Source organism: Verrucomicrobiia bacterium (assembly GCA_035577545.1).
GTDB lineage: Bacteria > Verrucomicrobiota > Verrucomicrobiia > Palsa-1439 > Palsa-1439 > Palsa-1439.
This window is the reverse complement of record DATLVI010000042.1, coordinates 1-19,750: the sequence shown is the minus strand read 5'-3', so window position 1 is coordinate 19,750 and position 19,750 is coordinate 1. Positions and strand designations below refer to the sequence as shown.

At 59.2% G+C, this 19,750-nt stretch carries 16 protein-coding genes and 1 tRNA gene; 6 read left to right on the top strand and 11 right to left on the bottom strand.

Annotated features, from left to right (window positions below; translation table 11 throughout):
- Positions 1 to 279 (top strand): cupin domain-containing protein, encoded by a 279-nt coding sequence (locus VNL17_15655; GenBank protein ID HXI85516.1) that lies wholly within the window; start codon positions 1 to 3, stop codon positions 277 to 279.
- 67 nt (positions 280 to 346) lie between these two features.
- Positions 347 to 865, top strand: coding sequence for a superoxide dismutase family protein (locus VNL17_15650; protein ID HXI85515.1), 519 nt, complete (start codon positions 347 to 349; stop codon positions 863 to 865).
- A 33-nt stretch (positions 866 to 898) separates the two neighbouring features.
- On the opposite strand, the gene VNL17_15645 is transcribed toward VNL17_15650, so the two are convergent.
- Together VNL17_15645 and VNL17_15640 are read right to left on the bottom strand one after the other, a co-directional pair.
- Positions 899 to 1,792, bottom strand: coding sequence for a hypothetical protein (locus VNL17_15645; GenBank protein HXI85514.1), 894 nt, complete (start codon positions 1,790 to 1,792; stop codon positions 899 to 901).
- Between the two features lie 3 nt (positions 1,793 to 1,795).
- Positions 1,796 to 2,284 (bottom strand): hypothetical protein, encoded by a 489-nt coding sequence (locus VNL17_15640; GenBank protein HXI85513.1) that lies wholly within the window; start codon positions 2,282 to 2,284, stop codon positions 1,796 to 1,798.
- A gap of 86 nt (positions 2,285 to 2,370) precedes the next feature.
- On the opposite strand from VNL17_15640, the gene dtd reads away from it, so the two are divergent.
- Together dtd and VNL17_15630 are read left to right on the top strand one after the other, a co-directional pair.
- Complete coding sequence (gene dtd / locus VNL17_15635; protein ID HXI85512.1) at positions 2,371 to 2,805, top strand: D-aminoacyl-tRNA deacylase; 435 nt, start codon at positions 2,371 to 2,373, stop codon at positions 2,803 to 2,805.
- A complete protein-coding gene (locus tag VNL17_15630) occupies positions 2,798 to 3,589 on the top strand; it encodes an RNA methyltransferase (protein HXI85511.1) in 792 nt (263 codons plus the stop codon). The genes dtd and VNL17_15630 overlap by 8 nt, the downstream gene beginning before the upstream one ends.
- 4 nt (positions 3,590 to 3,593) lie before the next feature.
- On the opposite strand, the gene VNL17_15625 is transcribed toward VNL17_15630, so the two are convergent.
- The 4 genes from VNL17_15625 to VNL17_15610 all read right to left on the bottom strand — a co-directional run bounded on the left by VNL17_15625 (position 3,594) and on the right by VNL17_15610 (position 11,942).
- Entirely contained in the window at positions 3,594 to 5,816 is a 2,223-nt protein-coding gene (locus VNL17_15625) for a hypothetical protein (protein ID HXI85510.1), read from the bottom strand.
- Positions 5,817 to 6,324: 508 nt separating this feature from the next.
- Positions 6,325 to 7,206 (bottom strand): lipoyl synthase, encoded by an 882-nt coding sequence (lipA, locus tag VNL17_15620; GenBank protein HXI85509.1) that lies wholly within the window; start codon positions 7,204 to 7,206, stop codon positions 6,325 to 6,327.
- A gap of 56 nt (positions 7,207 to 7,262) precedes the next feature.
- Positions 7,263 to 8,051, bottom strand: a complete 789-nt coding sequence (locus tag VNL17_15615) for a fumarylacetoacetate hydrolase family protein (protein HXI85508.1) — start codon at positions 8,049 to 8,051, stop codon at positions 7,263 to 7,265.
- Positions 8,052 to 8,192: 141 nt separating this feature from the next.
- Entirely contained in the window at positions 8,193 to 11,942 is a 3,750-nt protein-coding gene (locus tag VNL17_15610) for an Ig-like domain-containing protein (protein HXI85507.1), read from the bottom strand.
- A gap of 409 nt (positions 11,943 to 12,351) precedes the next feature.
- Here VNL17_15610 and VNL17_15605 point away from each other — a divergent pair, with 409 nt between their 5' ends.
- Positions 12,352 to 13,620, top strand: coding sequence for a glycosyltransferase family 39 protein (locus tag VNL17_15605; GenBank protein HXI85506.1), 1,269 nt, complete (start codon positions 12,352 to 12,354; stop codon positions 13,618 to 13,620).
- Positions 13,621 to 13,700: 80 nt separating this feature from the next.
- On the opposite strand, the gene VNL17_15600 is transcribed toward VNL17_15605, so the two are convergent.
- The 3 genes from VNL17_15600 to frr form a co-directional block, all read right to left on the bottom strand.
- Positions 13,701 to 17,054: a PKD domain-containing protein gene (locus tag VNL17_15600; GenBank protein HXI85505.1), complete on the bottom strand. Its 3,354-nt coding sequence runs from the start codon at positions 17,052 to 17,054 to the stop codon at positions 13,701 to 13,703.
- Between the two features lie 181 nt (positions 17,055 to 17,235).
- Positions 17,236 to 17,313, bottom strand: a tRNA-Glu gene (locus VNL17_15595).
- A 95-nt stretch (positions 17,314 to 17,408) separates the two neighbouring features.
- Positions 17,409 to 17,969: a ribosome recycling factor gene (gene frr, locus VNL17_15590; GenBank protein ID HXI85504.1), complete on the bottom strand. Its 561-nt coding sequence runs from the start codon at positions 17,967 to 17,969 to the stop codon at positions 17,409 to 17,411.
- Here frr and VNL17_15585 point away from each other — a divergent pair.
- Positions 17,968 to 18,708 carry an HAD family hydrolase gene (locus VNL17_15585; GenBank protein ID HXI85503.1) on the top strand — a complete coding sequence of 247 codons (741 nt, stop codon included), beginning with the start codon at positions 17,968 to 17,970 and terminating at the stop codon, positions 18,706 to 18,708. The genes frr and VNL17_15585 overlap by 2 nt on opposite strands.
- A 28-nt stretch (positions 18,709 to 18,736) precedes the next feature.
- Here the strand turns inward: VNL17_15585 and pyrH are convergent, their stop codons facing one another.
- Both pyrH and VNL17_15575 read right to left on the bottom strand, forming a co-directional pair.
- Positions 18,737 to 19,471, bottom strand: coding sequence for a UMP kinase (pyrH, locus tag VNL17_15580; protein HXI85502.1), 735 nt, complete (start codon positions 19,469 to 19,471; stop codon positions 18,737 to 18,739).
- 11 nt (positions 19,472 to 19,482) lie between these two features.
- A partial coding sequence (locus VNL17_15575; GenBank protein ID HXI85501.1) for an elongation factor Ts occupies positions 19,483 to 19,750 on the bottom strand: 268 nt, incomplete at its 5' end.

The following is a 19,750-nucleotide window of genomic DNA, read 5'->3' as shown; positions in this document are numbered from 1 at the left end:
ATGACCGACGTTATCGTGGAGCAGAACCCAGATCCCCACCGACTCGATCAGCTGGGCGTGTTCGTTTGGCCTGTATGGGAAAAGGAAGTGTCTGAGTTTCCGTGGCACTACGACGAGAAGGAAACGTGCTACTTGCTGGAAGGCGATGTCACGGTGACGCCGGAGGGCGGAGAGCCGGTGCGCTTTGGCAAAGGTGATTTGGTCACCTTTCCGGCGGGCATGTCATGCACGTGGGAGGTTCACAAGGCCGTGCGGAAGCACTACAAGTTCGGCGAATGATTTGAGTGTGTTGACGGCACGTGCTAGGTTCGAGGCAATTACTCACCAAACTACAGGAGGCAATGTGATGAAGGCTGGCATTCTCGTGGTGGCGTCAATGATGGCGGTGGCAATCGTCTCCGCTCAAGCGCAGTCAGTGACGAAGGCGATCGCGGTCCTCTCGCCGACGAAGGGAAGCACCGTGTCCGGCACGGTGACGTTCACGAAGGTCGATGGCGGGGTGAAGATCGTGGCCGATGTAGCGGGCTTGACTCCCGGCCAACATGGTTTCCATATTCACGAATTCGGCGATTGCAGCGCGCCGGATGCAACCTCGGCCGGTGGACATTTCAATCCCCATCACATGCAGCACGGCGGGCCCGACGCGACCATGCGGCACGCGGGTGACTTCGGCAATCTCGAAGCGGACGCTTCCGGCAAAGCCCACTACGAGCGGGTGGACGCCACGGTTTCCCTCGACGGCGCGGACTCCATCATCGGCCACGGGGTGATCGTGCATGAGAAGGCGGACGACTTGAAGACGCAGCCGACGGGCAACGCTGGCGGGCGCGTGGCGTGTGGTGCCATCGGTGTCGCAAAACCGTAGAACGTTGGCTCGCGGTGCGCTGGCCGCCAGACGTTATGGCTTTCCGCCTGCGTCTGGTGCGATCGTCGCCGTCGCGTTGGCAGGCTTGTCTTGCTCCGCGATTTTTCGCTCAATGGCGCGGCGCACGGCCGATTGTCCGTTGTCCGTAAGCTTGGCCAGCCACTGCCTGGCCTCGTCGTTCCGCCCCATGCGGTTACAGACCCGGGCAAGATTCGCATATACAAGCTGTCGCTGTTGATCGTCCAGCGGCTGATTGAGACAGAATTGCCAACCGTCATACGCCCCCTGCCAATCCGGCTTGGGCATCATATAGAATGTTTCGGCGTACGTGCTGGCCATCTCAAAATCCTGCGGGACAAGGTCGCGTGCCTGGCGGAATTGTTCCAGGCTGTGCTGGAAGATCTCCTCCTTGCTCCAGCCGTAAACCTTCGTTGACTCATTGCGGAACATCTGGCAGGTCGTCGCCCAATTGAATCGGAAGATCGGTTCCGTCGGCACGAGGTCGATCGCTTTTTGATAGTAAAGCAGGGCTTTGTCAGCGTGCCCGTTGTGGCCGTAGTCGTTGGCCAGACTGTTGTAGGCGTAGGCTTCGCGCGGATCGATCGCGATGGCCTTCTCCCACCAACGCACCCCCTCGTCTTCGAGGTGCTGCTCATACAACAGGCTGCCGTAAGCAACCATCGCGCGGGTATGGCGCGGGTGATCGTTGAGAAAATGTTTGTAATCGCCCTCGAGTCGGCGCAACTGCGCCTTCCAGCGACCAACGTCCGCAGGCGAGATCGCATCACGTTGCGCTTGCAACTCCTCGCCCCGCGACAAGAGGAACCGGAACTGTCGTTCCGCTTCGCGCGGATCTTCCTCCGCGCGGACCGAAGGCGAAAGCGCCACTAAAGCGAGGAAGCAAGTTATCAGCAAACGCGTCGTCATACCTCAACGTCCCTTCCATTCCGCCGCGGGATTCTCGGCAGAAACACGCTTGTCGAGCGGGTCATACTTCTCGGCAAGGCCGAGTTCAAAAGGCTGGTTATCGGGATTCGGGGTGACCTGCCGATATTGCGCATAACATTTATAGCAGATCGTCACGTCGGGCAGGAACTTGTAGAGCAACCCATCCGCGAGAACAAATGCGGCCCACACGAGCGTGCCCTCCACGAGGCGGTTTTTCCACGCGCAGAGCAGAAACAACACGGCACCGGCCATGAAAATACTGACGCCCAACGTGCGGTTGAAGTCCTTCTGCACGTACACGGTGTTGCAGTCGCAGCAGGCGCAGCGGTCCACCATATTATGCTGCCGCATCCGTTCCGTGATCCGCAATCGAATCGTCTCCCCGCACAACGGACACGGCGATTCCTTCTGCGACAAATCGTCGAACTCCAACTCGTGCTTGCAGTGGGGGCACAGAAACTGAATCTTCACCACGTCACCCTAACACAAGCGCACGCCCGTTCAAGACTGGACAACCCACCGCGCTTCGCGTATTCACCTGCCCGATGAAAGCCGTCGTGCAACGTGTCTCCCGCGCCTCTGTCCGGATCGATAGCCAGACGGTTGGCGAAATCGGGCCCGGTTTGCTGGTGCTACTCGGCATTGGCAAGAACGATGCCGTGGCGGATGCAGACTGGATGATCAAAAAACTGCTCGCGCTGCGCATTTTTCCAGATGACGCCAAGAATATGAACCGCTCGGTGACAGATATTGGCGGCGGACTACTCATCGTATCGCAGTTCACACTCTACGGCGATGCTCGCAACGGTACGCGCCCGAGTTTCACCGATGCAATGCCTCCCACCGAAGCGGAGCAGTTTTACAACAATTTCATGGTGAAACTGCGCGCGGCCACCGCGTTGAAGGTCGCTGAAGGCAAATTCGCCGCGATGATGGACATCGACCTGGTCAACGACGGGCCGGTGACGATCATTTTGGATTCGCATGCGTAAGCCCAATGAAAAAAACCCCGAGCCGCCGCTGACGTTTGGCGCGCCGAAGCATCTCGCCAACGTAACGGTCATTCTCGTCGAACCGGCGGTGCCGGGCAATATCGGTTCGGCGGCACGCGCGATGACCACGATGGGGTTGACCGACCTCGTTGTGTTGAATGGCCCGAAGAACTTCCGCACTCACATACAGGCCATCAGCCTGGGTCATGGTGCAGGCGATTTGTTGGCGAAGGCCCGCGCGGTGTCAACCTGGGAGGAAGCGACGGAGGGTCTGCACTGGCTCGTAGGAACAACGCACCGCAAACGCCGCCCGCAGTTTCCGCAGATTGTCGAAGCCCGAGAAGCTGCGAAAAAGATCGTCGAGCTGACCCACAAACATCGTGTCGGGATCGTGTTTGGCCGTGAGGAGTCTGGCCTCTCCGACACCGAGTTGCGTCTCTGTCACGACATCGTCAGCGTGCCGCAAGCCGTCGAGCATCCGTCCCTGAATCTGTCGCAGGCGGTACAGCTTTTCGCATATGAGATTTATTTGGCGAGCATGGGCGGCATGCCCAAGCCGAAATACAATCTCGCGACCGTCCAGGAAGTGGAATCGCTGTTGAAACACTTGCAGACGTCACTGGACAAGATCGGTTTCCGCCCCCATCAAGGCGACCCGCAATCATTTCTGCGCTCCCTCCGCCGCGCCATCGCCCGCGCCCCCCTGGAAAAACGCGACTGCAACGTCCTCCACCGTATCTGCCAGCAAATCGATTTTTACGTGGACGAGCATCCGAAGAAGTAGCCCGCTAAGCCGCAGCGATATTCAGTGTCGAACTGGCACTGGGTCGCCGCAAGATCGCAATCAGATAAAAGAGGCCGACGAGAAGGATAAGGGCCCGGACGCCGGTGACGAACGATAGCGATTCCAGCAGCCCACCCACCAGCGCGCCGATGAGATTGGAGCCGAGTGCCCGCGATTTGTCCGCGCAGACGGCGAAAGAGCGGATGAAGATGAGTCCCGCGAAGAACACCGGCGCGGTCAGAAACGCACTGGCGGCGAGGAGCTTGGTCGCGCCAGTCAACGCGTTGAACCAGTCCAGCGGCACTAGTGCCAACGCGGCAAGGCTGAGCGCCAGGCCGGCCACGATTGCGGCTTGCGGGAGGTGCGGCCAGCGCCACGCGACGAGGTTGGACAACAGGATCATCACCAGCACCGCCGAGATGACGATGGCGTTGACGATCCAGGTCATCCCGAACAGCAACGTGGCGCGGCTGACGGTCTGCACTTCCAGCAGGAGGAAGGCGGCGCCCAGCGCGAAGAAATGCCAGTCCGATCCGCCCGCCACCCCAAGTGCCCGTCGTCCCACCAGCAGTACAGCCACCACAATCGCCGCTGAAACGATCAGGTGGAGTCGTGGGATCCCGGCCCGCTGCAGATACAAGTACGGCCAGTCATCGGTCGTGACACGAACTGTGCCGGCGGGATGCATCTCCGAGGAAGCGACGAAATCACGCAGCACGGGGTTTTGGATCATCTGCGGGGTGACGGGGTGCTCGCCAATGACGAGCGTGACCGTCGGAGTATGTCCCACCTTCTCAATGAACAAGTCCTCCGAGTAAACAAAGGGATCATGCCCGAACGTCTGCCGCAGCAGACTGAACAGTCGGTCCACCATCCACAATCGCTGGGCGGGGAAATTGACCACCATCAAACCGTCGGGCGCCACCAGTTTTTTGGCCTCTTGGAAGCTCTCGGCGGTGTAGACGTAATGATCCAACCGCATGTTGTTATAGGACGAGCCGAGCGTATGCGCGTCGAGCCACCCGAACCAAACCAGATCATACGGTCCCATGGCTTGCTTGAAGAAAGCTCGCGCGTCATTCACAATCATGTGGACTCGCGGGTCGCTGTAGGGCTGTTCGGGATGGAAACGTTGGCCCACGGCGTAGATTTGTGGATCGATTTCGACGCAGTCCACTTGCTCGACGCCGTGACGCAGCGCGGCGGCCGCATTATTGCCGGCACCCGCACCGACAATCAGTATGCGGTGCGCATTCGGCTTGAAGCTGAAAGGGACATTGTAGTGGTTGCGATCCAATTGCTCGCGCGCGAACAGTTCGGGATATTTCGCAGTGAAGGCGTCGGAGAGATCAAGCATGGCCTGGTGGGCGGTTCCGTTGACCTGCACAATGTAGCCCGGTTGCACCTGGGTAAAGCCCACCGGCACGTGGATCGGGAATATCGCGACCTTTTGATAGGGCGACCAGAAGACGACGCCCTCGGACAAGTCACCAGCCCACACCACCCATGCCGCGGCAACTACCAGACCAACCGCGAGCCCCGCGCGGAATTTTCCCGCGAGAAGGGTGGCCGCGAGCAGTGCCGCCGCCACGAGCATCCAGACGGTTGGCGGGGTGGAGGCCCAACTCAAAGTGTTAAAGAGCCAAACCCCGACGAGGCTTCCGGCGATATTGATCGAATAGGCGCGGATGGTTTGTGGGGCGCGTTGCATCGCCCGCCCGAGTATTTGTCCCAATGGCGCGAAGGTGAGCGTCACCAGAACGATGAGGATTCCGATGAGGAGGCCGCCCGCCATGAAGCCCAAGCCCGCTGCATGCACGTCCCACCAGATGGGCGAGTCCTCGAAGCCGCTGAGCAGAAATGTTACCCGGGAAAAGTCGAGTTCGGGAATGTGGAACGGATTGGCGACGAGCGTGGCGAGCAACAACAGGACCGCAGCCATCAGTACGGGCTGCACGGGCTTGGCTGCCCGATAGCACCCCAACCCGACACCAAAGAAACACATGATCAGGAGAAGGTTGCCCAGGTATGCAAAGATGCGAATCTCGGTGCCAATCCAGCGGATCAAGAGGAGTTCCAAGTAGAGGATCAACGCGCTGATGAAGAAAACTTCCAAGTCGGATCGGAAAGGTGAATTGGCGCGCACGGTATTCTCGGTTTGCTGATTCAACCCGAGGGGTTGCGCAGCAGCAATCGCAGTGTTGTCGCGAGAGGGCGCCAATTTCATTCGCCGTGGCCTCATTGTTGTGATGCACGAGAGGCATTTTAATTCCCTTGCAGTTGCTTGGTTACACTCGTGTAATCTAAACAAGCGCTCGCAAATGGAGCGGATGGGCAACCAGCCGGAAATTGGCCTGATTTTTGGTGAGATGTTCGCAACATTTCGCTAAAAAGGCGCGACTGCAACATCCTCCACCGCATCTGCCAGCAGATCGATTTCTACGTGAACGAACATCCGAAAAAGTAGAGCAGCGGTTGGAATTCCGTGTAAAAAACGCACAACGTTGGCTTAGTTTGAACCGTACACGGGCAGGAGATAGCCGCGTTTGATCGCCATGACTGCGAGGACAATAAGAAGAATTATCATGGAAATCAGCCAGCGACGAAACTCCTCCTTAAATTTGAATCCTTTGGTAACGATTGTTCGGCAACGACGCCTCCATAAAACTGCTACGGGTACAAAAATGATTGCTAGAAGGAGATTCAAAAAATATGTCGCACATTATTTTGCCTTCCTATTTCACATGTTCCCACGCGTGGTAGGAACTACGGACGAGGGGGCCGGATTCTACGTGGTGGAAGCCCAATTCCAGCGCGTCTTGCTTGAAGAGGGCGAATTCTTCGGGGGTGACGTAGCGGGTGACGGTTAATTGGTCTTCGGTCGGGCGCAGGTACTGGCCGAGCGTGAGGATGTCGCAGCCGTGCTGGCGCAGGTCACGAAAGACTTCCAGCAATTCTTCGCGGGTTTCGCCGAGGCCGAGCATCAGGCCGGACTTGGTGAGGATATCACCGCGAAATTCCTTGGTCATTTCCAGGACGCGCAGGGAGCGTTCGTACACGGCGCCGGGGCGCACTTGCTTGTACAGGCGCGGGATGGTTTCCATATTGTGCGCGAGGACGGCGAGCGGGGTTTTCACGACGCGGGCGATGCAGGCTGGCTCGCCGCGGAAATCGGGGATGAGCATTTCCAGTTTGCAGTCGGGCAAGCGTGCGTGAATCGTTTCGATCGTGCGGGCGATGTGGTCGGCACCCTGGTCGGGCAGATCATCACGGGTCACCGAGGTGAGCACGCAGTAATCGAGCTTCATGGCCGCCACGACTTCGGCTACGTGCTCGGGTTCGGCGGCGTCGAGAAAGCCGGGCTTGCCTTTATCGACCGCGCAGAAATTGCAGCGGCGCGTGCAGACGTCGCCCATGAGCATGAACGTGGCGGCACCGTGTTCCCAGCACTCGCCCATGTTTGGGCATTTGGCTTCTTCGCAAACGGTGTGCAGCTTGAATTCGCGGAGGACGTTCTTCAGGTAGGCGTAGCGTTCGCCGCCCGGCACGCGCTGCCGGATCCACGGCGGCAGACGCCGATGCGGCGTCGGCTCAATGGTAATCAGTGCGGTGTCCATGTTCGCGCGGGAAACAATAAATCACGCCGTGGCATTTGTCACGCTGTCGCCATCCCTCACGCCTCATCTTGGACGGGATTCGTCAGCGCGCCGATTTTCTCGATTTCGATGGTCACGCTGTCTCCCGCATGCAACCAGCGCTGTGGTTTTCGCGCCATGCCGACCCCTTGGGGCGTACCGGTCATGATCACAGTGCCGGGCAACAATGTGGTACTGCCGCTGAGAAACTCGATCAAGGCAGGAACATCGAAAATCATGTCCCGCGTATTCGATTCCTGCATTACTTCGCCGTTGACCGTGGTCTTGATCGTCAGGGTGTTCGGATTTGGAATCTCATCGGCGGTGACTAGGCAGGGTCCCAGTGGGCAAAAAGTGTCGAAGGTTTTGCCGCGGCACCACTGGCTGCCGCCGCGCTTGATCTGCCAATCGCGGGCGCTCACATCGTTGCCGCAGGTATAACCGAGCACGTGATTGAGTGCGTCTTTCTTCGAGACATTCTTGCCGGGTTTGCCGATGACCACGGCCAACTCACATTCGTAATCCACTTCCTCGCTCTTGAGGTGCATCGGGATCAGGATCGGATCGCCGGGATTCTGCACGGTACCGACCCCTTTCGTGAACAGGACGGGATATTCCGGCAGCTTCGCGTTGGTCTCTTGAGCGTGACCGCGGTAGTTCAGTCCGATGCACAGGATTTGCAACGGCACGATCGGCGCGAGCAACTTCTTCACATCAGCCTTCTCTCCCGTGACGACATACTGCCCGAATATGTCGCCCTCGATGCGACGGCCGTCAGCCCCGTGACAAATGCGCCCGCTCGAATCCTGATAGCGAATAATCTTCATCGTTTCCTCTCCGAAAGAAAGTGGCGGTGGAGACGATAACGAGTTGGAATCAGGTTGTCCAGCGACTACGTGGGTCCGCCGCCCGCTCTGCATTGCCGCCTGCGGTTGGCGCCGCAGGCGGCGGAGTTATTGAGGCCCCGGTTACCGCTTCCAGTGCGTGGACGTCGCAGTGGTCCGCTTCAATTCGATGATGCTCTCGAAGAACATCGGACCGTTGGCCGTCTGCACCGTGATCAACACCGGTAACTCATACTTCATCGGACCATTAGCAGCCGGCGCGGGCAACGGAATGTCGCCGGACGCGATGCTCAGGGCGAACGTGTGCGTCGAATTGCGGAATGAGAACTTCGTCAGCGTCGTCGTCCCCGAGGAGGGCGCGATCTGCGGGAGAAGTTGGTAGTCCGTCCCCGCGGCGGCCAACTCGGTAACCGGCACCGCGATCTGGGCGTTGCCGATTTGAATCGAGACGGGGCCGGTTGGGACAATCGCCCCACTGCCATCCGACTCAACGACGCCGGACATGCGCACCGCCACCCGGCCCGCCTGGGCTGCGAGGGTCTTGTTGGAGTTGAACACACCGGTCAGCGTGCGGTTCTTGCGGTAGTTGAACCGAACTGCGCTGGCTTTGTCCTTGGTGGTGCGATAGGGGCATTCGATCTTGGCAACTGTGACCGGGATATCCAGGGCCGCGCCGTTAATCGTCAGTCGCACGTTGACCACGGTGACGCCGGCTTCCGTGTGATTGGCCAAACCGAGCGCCGCGCTGAGATCGGTGCCGCTGACTTTGATGCTGTATGCGCCAGTGGTATTCCGGAGCTGGTAGCTCGTCTTGATACTGCCAACCACACTCGTGGCACGACCGCGTGCGTCAAGCGTCTGCGCCGGAGCGAGACTGACGCCGTTGATCTCCACCGCCATTGTCGCGCCGCTCAGGTTGTCCTTTGCGCCGCGCGGATTGATCTTGCCGCGAAGCGTAATGCTGTCCCGCGAGCCAGCCGCCCGGTTCATCTTGGCCGCAGCGGACTTGACGAACAGATCAACGTCGCCCGCCCCGTGGACGGCCGATACGGTGATGTGCACGGTGGCGATGTTGGAGTCGTTCGACCCGTTGTTGGCTTTATACGTAAAGCCGTCCGGACCACTGAAGTTGTCATCGGGCACGTATGTGAACGAGCCATTGGCATTGAGGGTCAGCGTGCCGTTTGTTGGAGAGGAAACCAGAATCGCCGTGAGCGCGGTGGCTTCGGTGTTGGTGTCGTTGGCCAGCACGCCCGGAGCTGTCACGTCCAAGGTATCGTTTTCCTGGACTTGGTACGAGTCATCCTGGGCAACTGGAGCAACCGCAACATGCAGGATCGTCACGGTGACCGTCCCTGTCGCCGTCCCGCCGTTGCCGTCGCTGATCGTGTAGGTAAACGAATCGGAGCCGCTGAAGTCGCTATTCGGCGTGTAGGTGAGCCCGGTGCCGCCGCCCGTGATGGCCGTCGAGCCGTTGGCAGCGTCGCCGACCAGGGTAATCGTTAGCGTATCGCCGTCGGAGTCCGAGTCGTTCGCCAGCACATCGACCGCGTGCGACCCGCTATTCTCGGCAATCGTCAAGCTGTCGTCCACGGCCACGGGCGAGTGGTTGACGTGCGCTACATTGATCGTCACCGTGGCGGCGGCTGACATAAGCGATCCATCGCTCGCTTCGTACGTAAACGTGTCGGTACCGGAGAAGCCCGCTAACGGCGTGTACGTAAACGACCCATCGGCGTTTAGCGTCAATACGCCATGCGAAGGTCCATCAACAAGGGCCGCGGTCAACGTGTCGCCGTCCACATCGCTGTCATTGGCCAGTACGCCAGACGCAGGGACCGTCAACTGCGTGTCCTGTGACATGTTGTAGCTGTCGTCGTTTGCAACCGGAGCGTGATTGACGTGGTTGACCGTGATGGTGACCGTTGCTGGGCCGGAGCTACCGCAAGTTGTCTGGGCGTTATACGTGAAGCTGTCCGTACCAGAAAACAGGCTGTTCGGAGTGTAAGCGAACGACCCGTCGGCGTTTAACGTAAGGTTGCCGTGCGTCGGACCGCTGGCAAGCACCGCTGTCAGCGGATCTCCGCCAGGATTTGCATCGTTGCCAAGTACCCCCGCAGCGCTGACATTGAGGGGCACATCTTCGTCGGTCGCATAGCTGTCATCCGTGGCGACAGGTGCGGGTTTCACGATCACGCTGGCCGCAGCCGAAACGGCCGGGGAACCGCATGCCCCGGTGACGGTAACATTGTAGGAGCCGGCATCCGCCCCGCCGGCGGACGCGATGCTGTAGGTGCTAGCGGTTGCGCCGGAAATGTCGTTACCGTCCTTTTGCCACTGATACGTTAGCGAGGTGCCGCTCGCCGAGGCCGACAACGTCACGGACGCGCCAGTGCAGACCGTGACGCCTGACGGATCGGCGGTGATCATCGTGGGCAAATTTACGGTCAACGTCGCAACGGAAGAAGTCGTACCACCGCAGGTGCCGCTGACCACCACGTCGTAACCACCCGCGTTGGTCGCGGAAACGGAGGCAATCTCAAAGAGGCTGTTCGTCGCGCCGCCAATGTCCGCGCCGTCCTTGCGCCATTGGTAGGTGAGCGACTCGCCGCTGGCCTCGACAAGGAACGCCGCCAAATCACCCGGGCACGCGGTGTCGTCGGCGGGATTGGAAGTGATTACGGCCCCGCCAACAGTTAATGTCGCGGGCGATGACGTCACGGTGCCGCAAAGATTGCTGATGACGACGTCATAAGAACCCGAATCGTTCCCACTGAGCGAGTTCAACGTGAGTGTGTCGCTATTGGCGCCGCTGATGCCCACGCCGTTCTTGCGCCACTGATACTGCAAGGTCGCGCTGCCGTTGGCGGCAACCAAGAGAGTCACCGAGTCACCCGCGCAGGCCGCGGAGTCCGAAGGTCCGGCCGCGATCGACGGCGGAATGCAGTTCGAGGTGACGATGGTGGTGACAGACGAAAGGTTGTCGGCTGGATTCGCATCATTCTGGGAGCCGCCGATGGAAGCGTTGTTTTGGAACGTGAACCCGGTGGTGACCAGATTCGTCACCACGACCTGGTAGGTAACGATGCCGCTGGCGCCGCGCGCGAGATCGCCAAGGTCCCACGTGACGGTGTTGCCGAGCGTCGAGCACCCGGCTGAGCAGCTTACGAACGTGACCTGATCCGGCAGGAAATCCGTGATCTGGACGCCGGTGGCCGTGGAGCCACTGAGTTTGTTCTGATAGCTGATACTGTAGTTGATGACCTGGCCGGGATTCGCATTCGTCGGGCCGGTCTTGACGATGGAGAGGTCGGGATTGCCGGCGTTCGCTGCCGGTGCATGGATTTTGAGTGATCCGAGCGAAGGTGTTCCGCCGATCATGAGCGAGCTGCCGCCAAAAAGATGCGCGCCCGATGCCAATCGCCCGCTGAACTGGACGAAACCCGGCGTATTGTCCGTCAGGTTGATGACGAACGTGTACGACCACATATTTTGCCCCGATGGAGTGTTTGCCGTCGGGCCAGACGTGATCACAACGTTCGGTGACGCCGTGAAGTTATAAAGGTTTTCAATGCCCAGATGCGGAGTGCCGGCGGTCGACTTGGTGTGATCGAACTGGACCGTAATCGTCTGGTTGCTGACTGAACCGCCCGTCATGAATACCCGCATTGGGATGAAATCCAATTCAGCCCAACCGCTAAGATTGCCCGTAATCCAGTTGGTGCTGCCGAATGATTGTCCCTGTATTTGGGCAGTGAAAGCAGCCTGTGCGGTATTGGCCGCAAAAGACGCCACGGCTATCAGCGCGAGCGCGAGGCGTCGAAGTGATGTTGAACGAACAAACGAGACACCGACAGTGCGTAATGTATGCATACCCTATTTTCCCTAAATACCCCGAATTCCCTGTTCCCCTAATACCCGCTATGCGGTCGACTCCCCTTTAGCTGCCCGCGTGCCCAGATTCAGACGTTTCCCGCGTGCCAACGCAAGTCGTCTCGTGTGAGGGAGTTGGAACATGGGTTCCAAAAGGTTGCCATGTAAACACGGCACATGATGTGTTCAGAAATCCGAACATGATGTGTAAGATTTTACGCCCACTTGGACACTTGAGCCTGTGAGAATGAACACGACCCCCGAAGATAGGATCGAAATGTCTTCGGGGTCATGACAGCGATTGCAGAAAGCGGACTTTGTTGTCGTATGCAACCGATGCGAAGTAAGGACCGTCGTTACGCTCTCCCCGCTCTTGTCTTTTGCGCGCACGCCACATACATTTCCGCCTATGTCCGAAACGGCTGGCGCTACTGCGGCGAAGTCGTGGAAATCATCCCTGGGCGGCGCAGCGGTCATCATTCTGCTGACGATGCTGACGTATCTGCCGGTAATGCGAGGGGGCTTTTTTTGGGATGACTATGTTCTCGTCACCGATAACCAAATGGTCAAGGCCCCGGGCGGACTCTATCGCTTCTGGTTCACGACCGAAGCGCCAGATTACTATCCGCTGACATCGAGTTTGTTATGGCTGGAGTGGCGCGCGTGGGGCAACAACGCGCCGGGCTACCATCTGATCAACGTGCTGTTGCATGCCGTCAGCGCCGTGCTGGTGTGGCTGGTGCTGCGGCGGCTGAGGATTCCGGCCGCATGGTTGACGGCGCTCATCTTCGCCGTGCATCCGGTGAACGTGGCCACGGCCGGCTGGATCAGCGAGCAGAAGAGCACGCTGTCGATGTTGTTCTACGCCACCGCCGTCCTTCTTTACCTCGAATTCGACGAAGAACGCCACTGGCGCTGGTATGCGCTATCACTGGCCGCGTTCCTGTTGGCGTTGCTCAGTAAATCGGCGGTCGTAATGTTGCCGGTGGTCCTGCTGGCTTGCGTGTGGTGGAGACACGGTCAGGTGCAGCGGCGGGATGTTGCCTACAGCCTGCCGTTCTCTGCCCTCTCGTTGGTCGCCGGGGTGTCGACCGTCTGGTTCCAGTACGGCAACTCCATGCAATGGCGAACGATTCGAGCGGCCACCTCCGCCGGCCGGCTGGCCGCAGCGGGATGGCCACCCTGGTTCTACCTTCTCAAGGCTGTGCTACCGTTCCACCTGATGGTGGTTTATCCGAAATGGGAAATCGACCCGGGCCGATTCGTCTCATGGCTGCCCGGCGGCCTCTTGATCGTGTGTTTCATTGTCTTCTGGTGGAAGCGGAAGTCGTGGGGTCGGGCCGCATTATTCGGGATCGGATATTTCACCGTAACGCTGTTCCCGGTCCTGGGGTTCTTCGATCAGGCTTTCTATCGCTTCTCATTGGTCGCCGACCACTGGCAGTACTATTCCATCGTCGGCGTGATCGCCCTGGGTGTCGCCGCCGGGGAAAGAATTTGCGGAAAAATCGCTGGTGGAGACAGTACTTTCGTCAAGGCAGTGGCGAGCGTTGTGTTGCTGACGGCGCTGACGGCCACCACGTGGACGCGGGCTTCCCTCTATGCCGATCCGAATGCCCTCTGGCGAGACACAATCGCGAAGAATCCGAATGCGCGAGCCGTGCTCTTCAACCCGTAGCGCCATCCGACACGAAATTCAAAACACTCGATCGCGTTGGAGAAAACGTTCTGGCGACCCTCGTGATTTCCAAATTGGGTTTAGGGCACGAGCCGGACGCGGTAGTAGCGGGCGGGCGTATTTGTCGCGCCGCCGATATCCAGGTAATTCGTAGCGGTGCCCACCGTATTGGTCACGCTGAAGATGTCTGTGAAGCCGTTCGTGGCATAGCCACCGCCCGGATCGCCACTGGTCTCCTGCAAGGCGTTCGTCTTGCCCGTCCCCATCGTCCAGTTAACCAGAATGTCCGCGCCCTGCCTCGTGATCGAGGTAATGCGCAAGGCAGACACATTATTGGTTGGATCCGTGCCGGTGATGAACTCCGCCAGATTATTCTGGCCATCGCCATCGGCATCAACGCTGGGCGCCGCCGCCGGATTGGTCGTGCTGCCAAAGTACTGAATCTGCCAGGCTTGGAATGCCGTCAATGCCGTCACATAGCCAGCCTTGATGTTGGTGCTGACTCCACCAGAACCGGTGGCGACCAGCGCCACGTCGTAGGTGCCCGCAGCATACGTGTGGACGACGCTGTTGGTCGTAATATTGGTCGTGCTACTGTCACCGAAATCCCAGAACCAGTTGCTGACCGTGCCGGTGGAATTGTCGTTGAATGTGACCGTCAGCGGCTCCGTGCCGGTGGTCGGGCTGCCGGTGAAGTCGGCCAGGGGCGGAGGATTCGTAACCGTTGCACAACAAAACACATCTTGAATCGACACGGAGTCCACGTACCAACCACTACCAATCGTGCTCGCACCCGCTGTCACACTGCCCTGAACATTTAAGTTGTCGATGCGCCACGTCCCTCCAGAGGCGCCGGCCTTGTAACCGTAAAGTCGGAAGTAGATCGTGCCCGTCAAATTGGAGAGCGTCAGCGGGAAACTGTTTGCGCCCGAGGCAATCACCGTATGGGCTGTTTGCGCGGTACTGGTGTAAATCCCGGACGAAAAATTCGCGATTTGACTGATTTGCACCGTGAAGTTTGTCGGGCCGGTACCGGAACGCTGATCATCGAAGCTGAGGCTCGACAAGCTGGCCACGGAACCATTGGTCACCACAAGCGAGAATGTAAAGCAGCTCGTATTCGTCGCCGGCGGTCCCGCCGAAGTCGAAAACCCGCTTGTGGCAATTGCCTGACCGGTACCGGGATTACCGCCGAAGTACTGGATGGAGCCGGTATTTGAAGTCGCGACCGGGCCGGCGGCAATATTCGTCATGACCACTGTCGGATTTGGCGTGGATCCGTCGAAATTCCAGTAAGCCAGCGTACCCGACGATGTCACCGACCCCGGAGTGTTACCCGCCGCGCAGCGCCAGCGCAGTTGAATGTTTTGGCCCGCCGCCGCCGCCGGCAGATTCACCACGGTCGTGGCAAAAGCGCCGGAACTTCCGCTCCACGCCTGCCGCCCGGCCAAAGGGTTGCTGAAGTCGCCGCTGAGTGTCGTGTTATAGCCACCGCTTATAAACGAGCCCCCGGCCGCAACAACATCTGTGTATGAGCCGCCGCCGATCGCGATCTCAAGGACGCCGCCGTCATAGCCAATCGAGCTGTTCGTTGTGCTCACAGCCAGGCTGTAGTTTTGCCGGAACGTCAGCCGTGCCACGCTGCTGTTGATCGCAATCGCAGGCGTGTCGAGTTCATTGACGCCCACGCTGCTGGGATCGGGCGAAAACGCTGCGTTGGGCGCCGTATCCGCCGTCGCAGTGGACGTTACCCAATTGGATTGCGCGCCGGAGGACGATGTTGCCCAGCTGCCCGGCAATGCCGGCGTCGCGACGGAGTCAAAGTTCTGCGTAAAAACGGCGGTGGTCAGGCCAACCGGGATGGCGTAACTGATCGTGCCGAGGTTTGCCACCCCGTCTTGCAGCGCGAGAATCGCGGTGATCGCGCCACCGCACGTGCCGCCGGCGGTGAAGCTAAAGGATTGGGATACCGGCGTGCCATTGGTCGAGATGACACCGTACGTTTGGGGACTGCTTGGCAAATTCACGTCGTCGGTTCCCAGTAGCGTTGCCACCAGGTTGGTCGTATTGGCGGTGCCGGTGTTTTTAACGGCAAGATTGAGAGTCACCGTCTCGCCCGGATCCACCACGCCGTTACTCGGCACGCAGCTCTCCGCGTTTAACGTCCAGCCGTTGGTGACAATCACGGGGAACGTGCTTTCGACGGTGAGGCTTACCGAACGTGTGGTGCTACCGGCTCCGTTCGTGGTGTTCGTGAAAACGACCGTGTCCGAATAACTACCGGCGGACAGGCTGCTGGCATTGGCGTTGATCGACACGGTGATGGTGTCATTCGAGCCGGGCGCGAGTGTACCGTTTGTGGATGAAAGCGTCACCCAACTGCCGCTTTTGCTGGCGGTCCAGGTGAGGTTGGAGTTGCCGGAGTTGCTCAGGTTATAAATCTGATTCGTGGGGCTGAACGGGCCACCCACGTGGCCCAAACTGGACAAACCGCCCGCTGGAGTCACTGCCAGCAAAGCCCCCGATGCGAGTTGTACGGATACTAAAAAGTCCTTAATGACAGGCATATGCTGCATCCCACTAACGTGAGAATCGCCCGATTGAACCGGGGGAACGTCGCTCAGCGGTAAATAAACATTCGAGTCAAACACCAGGCCATTCGGAAACGTGTTGGAAGGCAACACCACTGACGTGAGCGTGTTCGTCATCGCGAAGCTCGGCAACAAGTAGTCATGAGGTTTGGTGCGCGTTTCGCTCGTATTAGGGTTACCGCCGGACACGGCGTCAGTTGGGATCGGTGAATCGCTCAAGAACGTAAGGAATGTGCCATAGCCGGGCTCGTTGCTGGTGTTGCGGGATCCGAAGTTCGTGTCACCGGCCACGATGATCCAGGCGTTGGACGGAAAGTTGGCCTGGATGAGCGCCTTCAGGTTGGCGGCTTCCGTGGCGCGCGCACCGGCGGAGCTCGTGAGCAAATGGATGCTGACGATATAAAGATCGTTCGTACCGGGGAGGTGGATTTGCGCCCAGGCGAAACCACGGTTGCCTACTTGCGTGTCGACCCACGAGCCCGACGCCACGATTGGATAACGACTGATGATTCCGTTGGGGATGTCGCCGCTGGCCGTGTACGGTTCGCGGAAATAGACAAAGCTGGTGCCGAAGGTGTTGTCGATCATCTCCCGAAACGCCGCCGGCGTATCAATGCCGTTGGTCGTCACGCTGGCGTAGTTGAATTCCTGGATCGCGACGATGTCCGGCTTCAACCCTTGGAAGATGTCCAAACCCGCTGTCTCATAACGCTGGTTATTACCGGAGGTTATGTTGGCGTCCATCACACGGACCACCAGGTTGGACTGGGCTACGGCCGTGATTGTGAAAAAACAAGGAATCGCCAGTACGATCCAGATGCTACAGTATCTTGCTAATCTCATATACAGCCGACGTGGGCATACAAACTGTCAAGTTTTTTTACCACAGATCCGCGTCACCCACAAGCCTTTTCCACATTGGCTTTCAGAATACATGCATCCCTCATGCCCGAAGCATGGCAAGAACCAACTTCGTGTGCTTGAACTCGCTGTTTTCTTGGTGAAACCAGCAATTCCAGAAGTTTGGCGACCCCAGCGGGATTCGAACCCGCGTTACCGCCGTGAAAGGGCGATGTCCTGGGCCGGGCTAGACGATGGGGTCGCCGGAAAATATGCCGCGCAGGCGGCCCGAATATAGCGGAACTAACACGAATCGCAATGCGGAAGTTTACCCCGGAGATCTTCGAAGGCTGCCGATCACACCTGCAGGATTTCTTTCTCCTTGTGGCTCAGAACGGTGTCGATCTCCTTGATGTATTCGTCGGTCTTGTTCTGAATTTCTTTCTCCGCGTGCTTGAGCTCGTCCTCCGTGATTTCCCCGTCCTTCTGCAGTTTCTTGACCTGATCGTGCGCATGCCGGCGCTCGTTGCGGATGGCGATGCGCCCTTCCTCGGCCATTTTCTTGCAGACCTTGTCCAATTCGAGGCGGCGTTCCTGGTCGAGTTCCGGTATCGGGATGCGGAGGATTTTGCCGTCAATGCGCGGCGTGATGCCCAGCTCGGACTTCATCAGGGCCTTCTCCACGGCCTGCACGAGGCTGACGTCCCAGGGTTGAATAACAATGAGCCGCGGTTCGGGCGTGGAAATGCCCGCCAATTCGCGCAACCGCATGTTCGAGCCATACGCCTCGACCTGGATATTCTCCACGAGGGATGTTGACGCCTTGCCCGTGCGGACGGTGGCGAATTCGCTATGAACGAATTCGAGCGTCTTCATCATTTTTTCTTCCATCGTGTCGAGGACTTCTTGCAAGGTCATGCCCGAGAGATTAGAAATTCTGGACGGAGATGTCAACACGCCAACCATGAACCGAGAACCGACAACCTTGCTGATCGATGCCGATGACACGCTTTGGGAGAACAATATTTACTTCGAGCGGGTCATGGCCGAGTTTATCACGACCCTGGGGCAACGCGGCCACAGCGCCACCCATGTCGAACAACTGCTCTGGCAACGCGAGCAGCACAATATCCGGACAATCGGCTACGGCACGAAAGGGTTCTGCCAGTCGCTCCGTGAAACCATCCACCAACTCGACGCGGACGACCTTGCCTCGTGGGTCCGCGAGAAGGAAGCATGGATCCTTCATCACCCGATTGATTTGATGCCGGGTGTGCGAGAGGCCCTTCCTTTGCTGCGCGCCGAAAACCAGCTCGTCGTGTTAACTAAGGGCCGTGCTGACGAGCAGCTTCCCAAGCTTGAACGCTCCGGTCTCGTGCCGTTCTTTCACGCCGTGGAAGTGGTTGCGGAGAAGAACCTGGAAACCTACCGCAACATGATTACGAAATATGCTCTCGCGCCCGAGGCGGCCTGGATGATTGGCAACTCACCGCGTTCCGACATCAACCCCGCCAAAGCTGCCGGGTTGGGTACCGTCTTCATCCCCTACCACACGACGTGGCAACACGAGCTCGAGGAGATCGCGCCGGATGGCAAAACACTCATGTTGGAGAACTTCGGCCAACTCGCCGAGCATTTCGCGGGGAAGTCAGGCTAAGAGATCGCAAAACACCGCCGGTGGACGATCACTCGGTGACGAGCGTGCCGATGGCTTCGCCGAGGAGGACGCGCTTGATGTTGCCGCGTTTGAAGAGGTTGAACACGACGATCGGGATCTTGTTGTCCATGCAGAGGGAGAACGCCGTGGAGTCCATCACATTCAGACGTCCCTTCAGGGCATCCATGTAATTGAGCTTATCGTACTTCGTCGCGCTCGGGTCCTTTTTCGGGTCGGCCGTGTAGACGCCTTCGACCTTCGTCGCCTTGAGCAGGACATCCGCGCCGATCTCGCTGGCGCGCAATGCGGCCGTAGTGTCGGTAGAAAAATACGGGTTGCCTGTACCGGCGGCGAAAATGACCACGCGGCCTTTCTCAAGATGTCGCATTGCGCGACGACGGATGAAGGGTTCAGCCACGGCGCGCATCTCGATGGCGGACTGCACGCGGGTGTGGACGCCGTTCTTCTCCAGCGCGTCTTGAAGCGCCAGCGCGTTGATCACGGTGGCGAGCATGCCCATGTAGTCGGCGCGGGCGCGGTCCATGCCGCGCGTCGCGCCCGACATGCCGCGCCAGATGTTCCCGCCACCGACCACCACTGCGATCTCGACGCCGAGCTCCGCGCGCGTCTCGGCCACCTCTTCGGCGATGCGCTGCACGACGGCGGCGTCGATGCCGAAGTTGATGGTGCTGTCGGCGAACGCCTCACCCGACAGCTTGAGGACAACGCGGCGGTACGCGCTCTCGACCGTCGACTCGCTCATGTGATCGGACGCTAGTCCTCGCCCACCTTCACGCGGGCGAACCGCGTGAGCTTGGCGTCGCCACCGAGGCCTTCGACCAGCTTCGCGATGCTGATCTTCGGGTCCTTCACCGACGGCTGCTCGAGCAGCGTGACGTCCTTGTAGAACGCGTTGAGTCGACCCTTGACCGCGCCCTCGAGCTTGGCCTCGGGCACGCCCTCGTTGCGGCTCTTCTCCTCGATCACCGCCTGTTCGCGCGCGAGCACGTCGGCGGGCACGTCGTCGCGGGCGAGATACGCC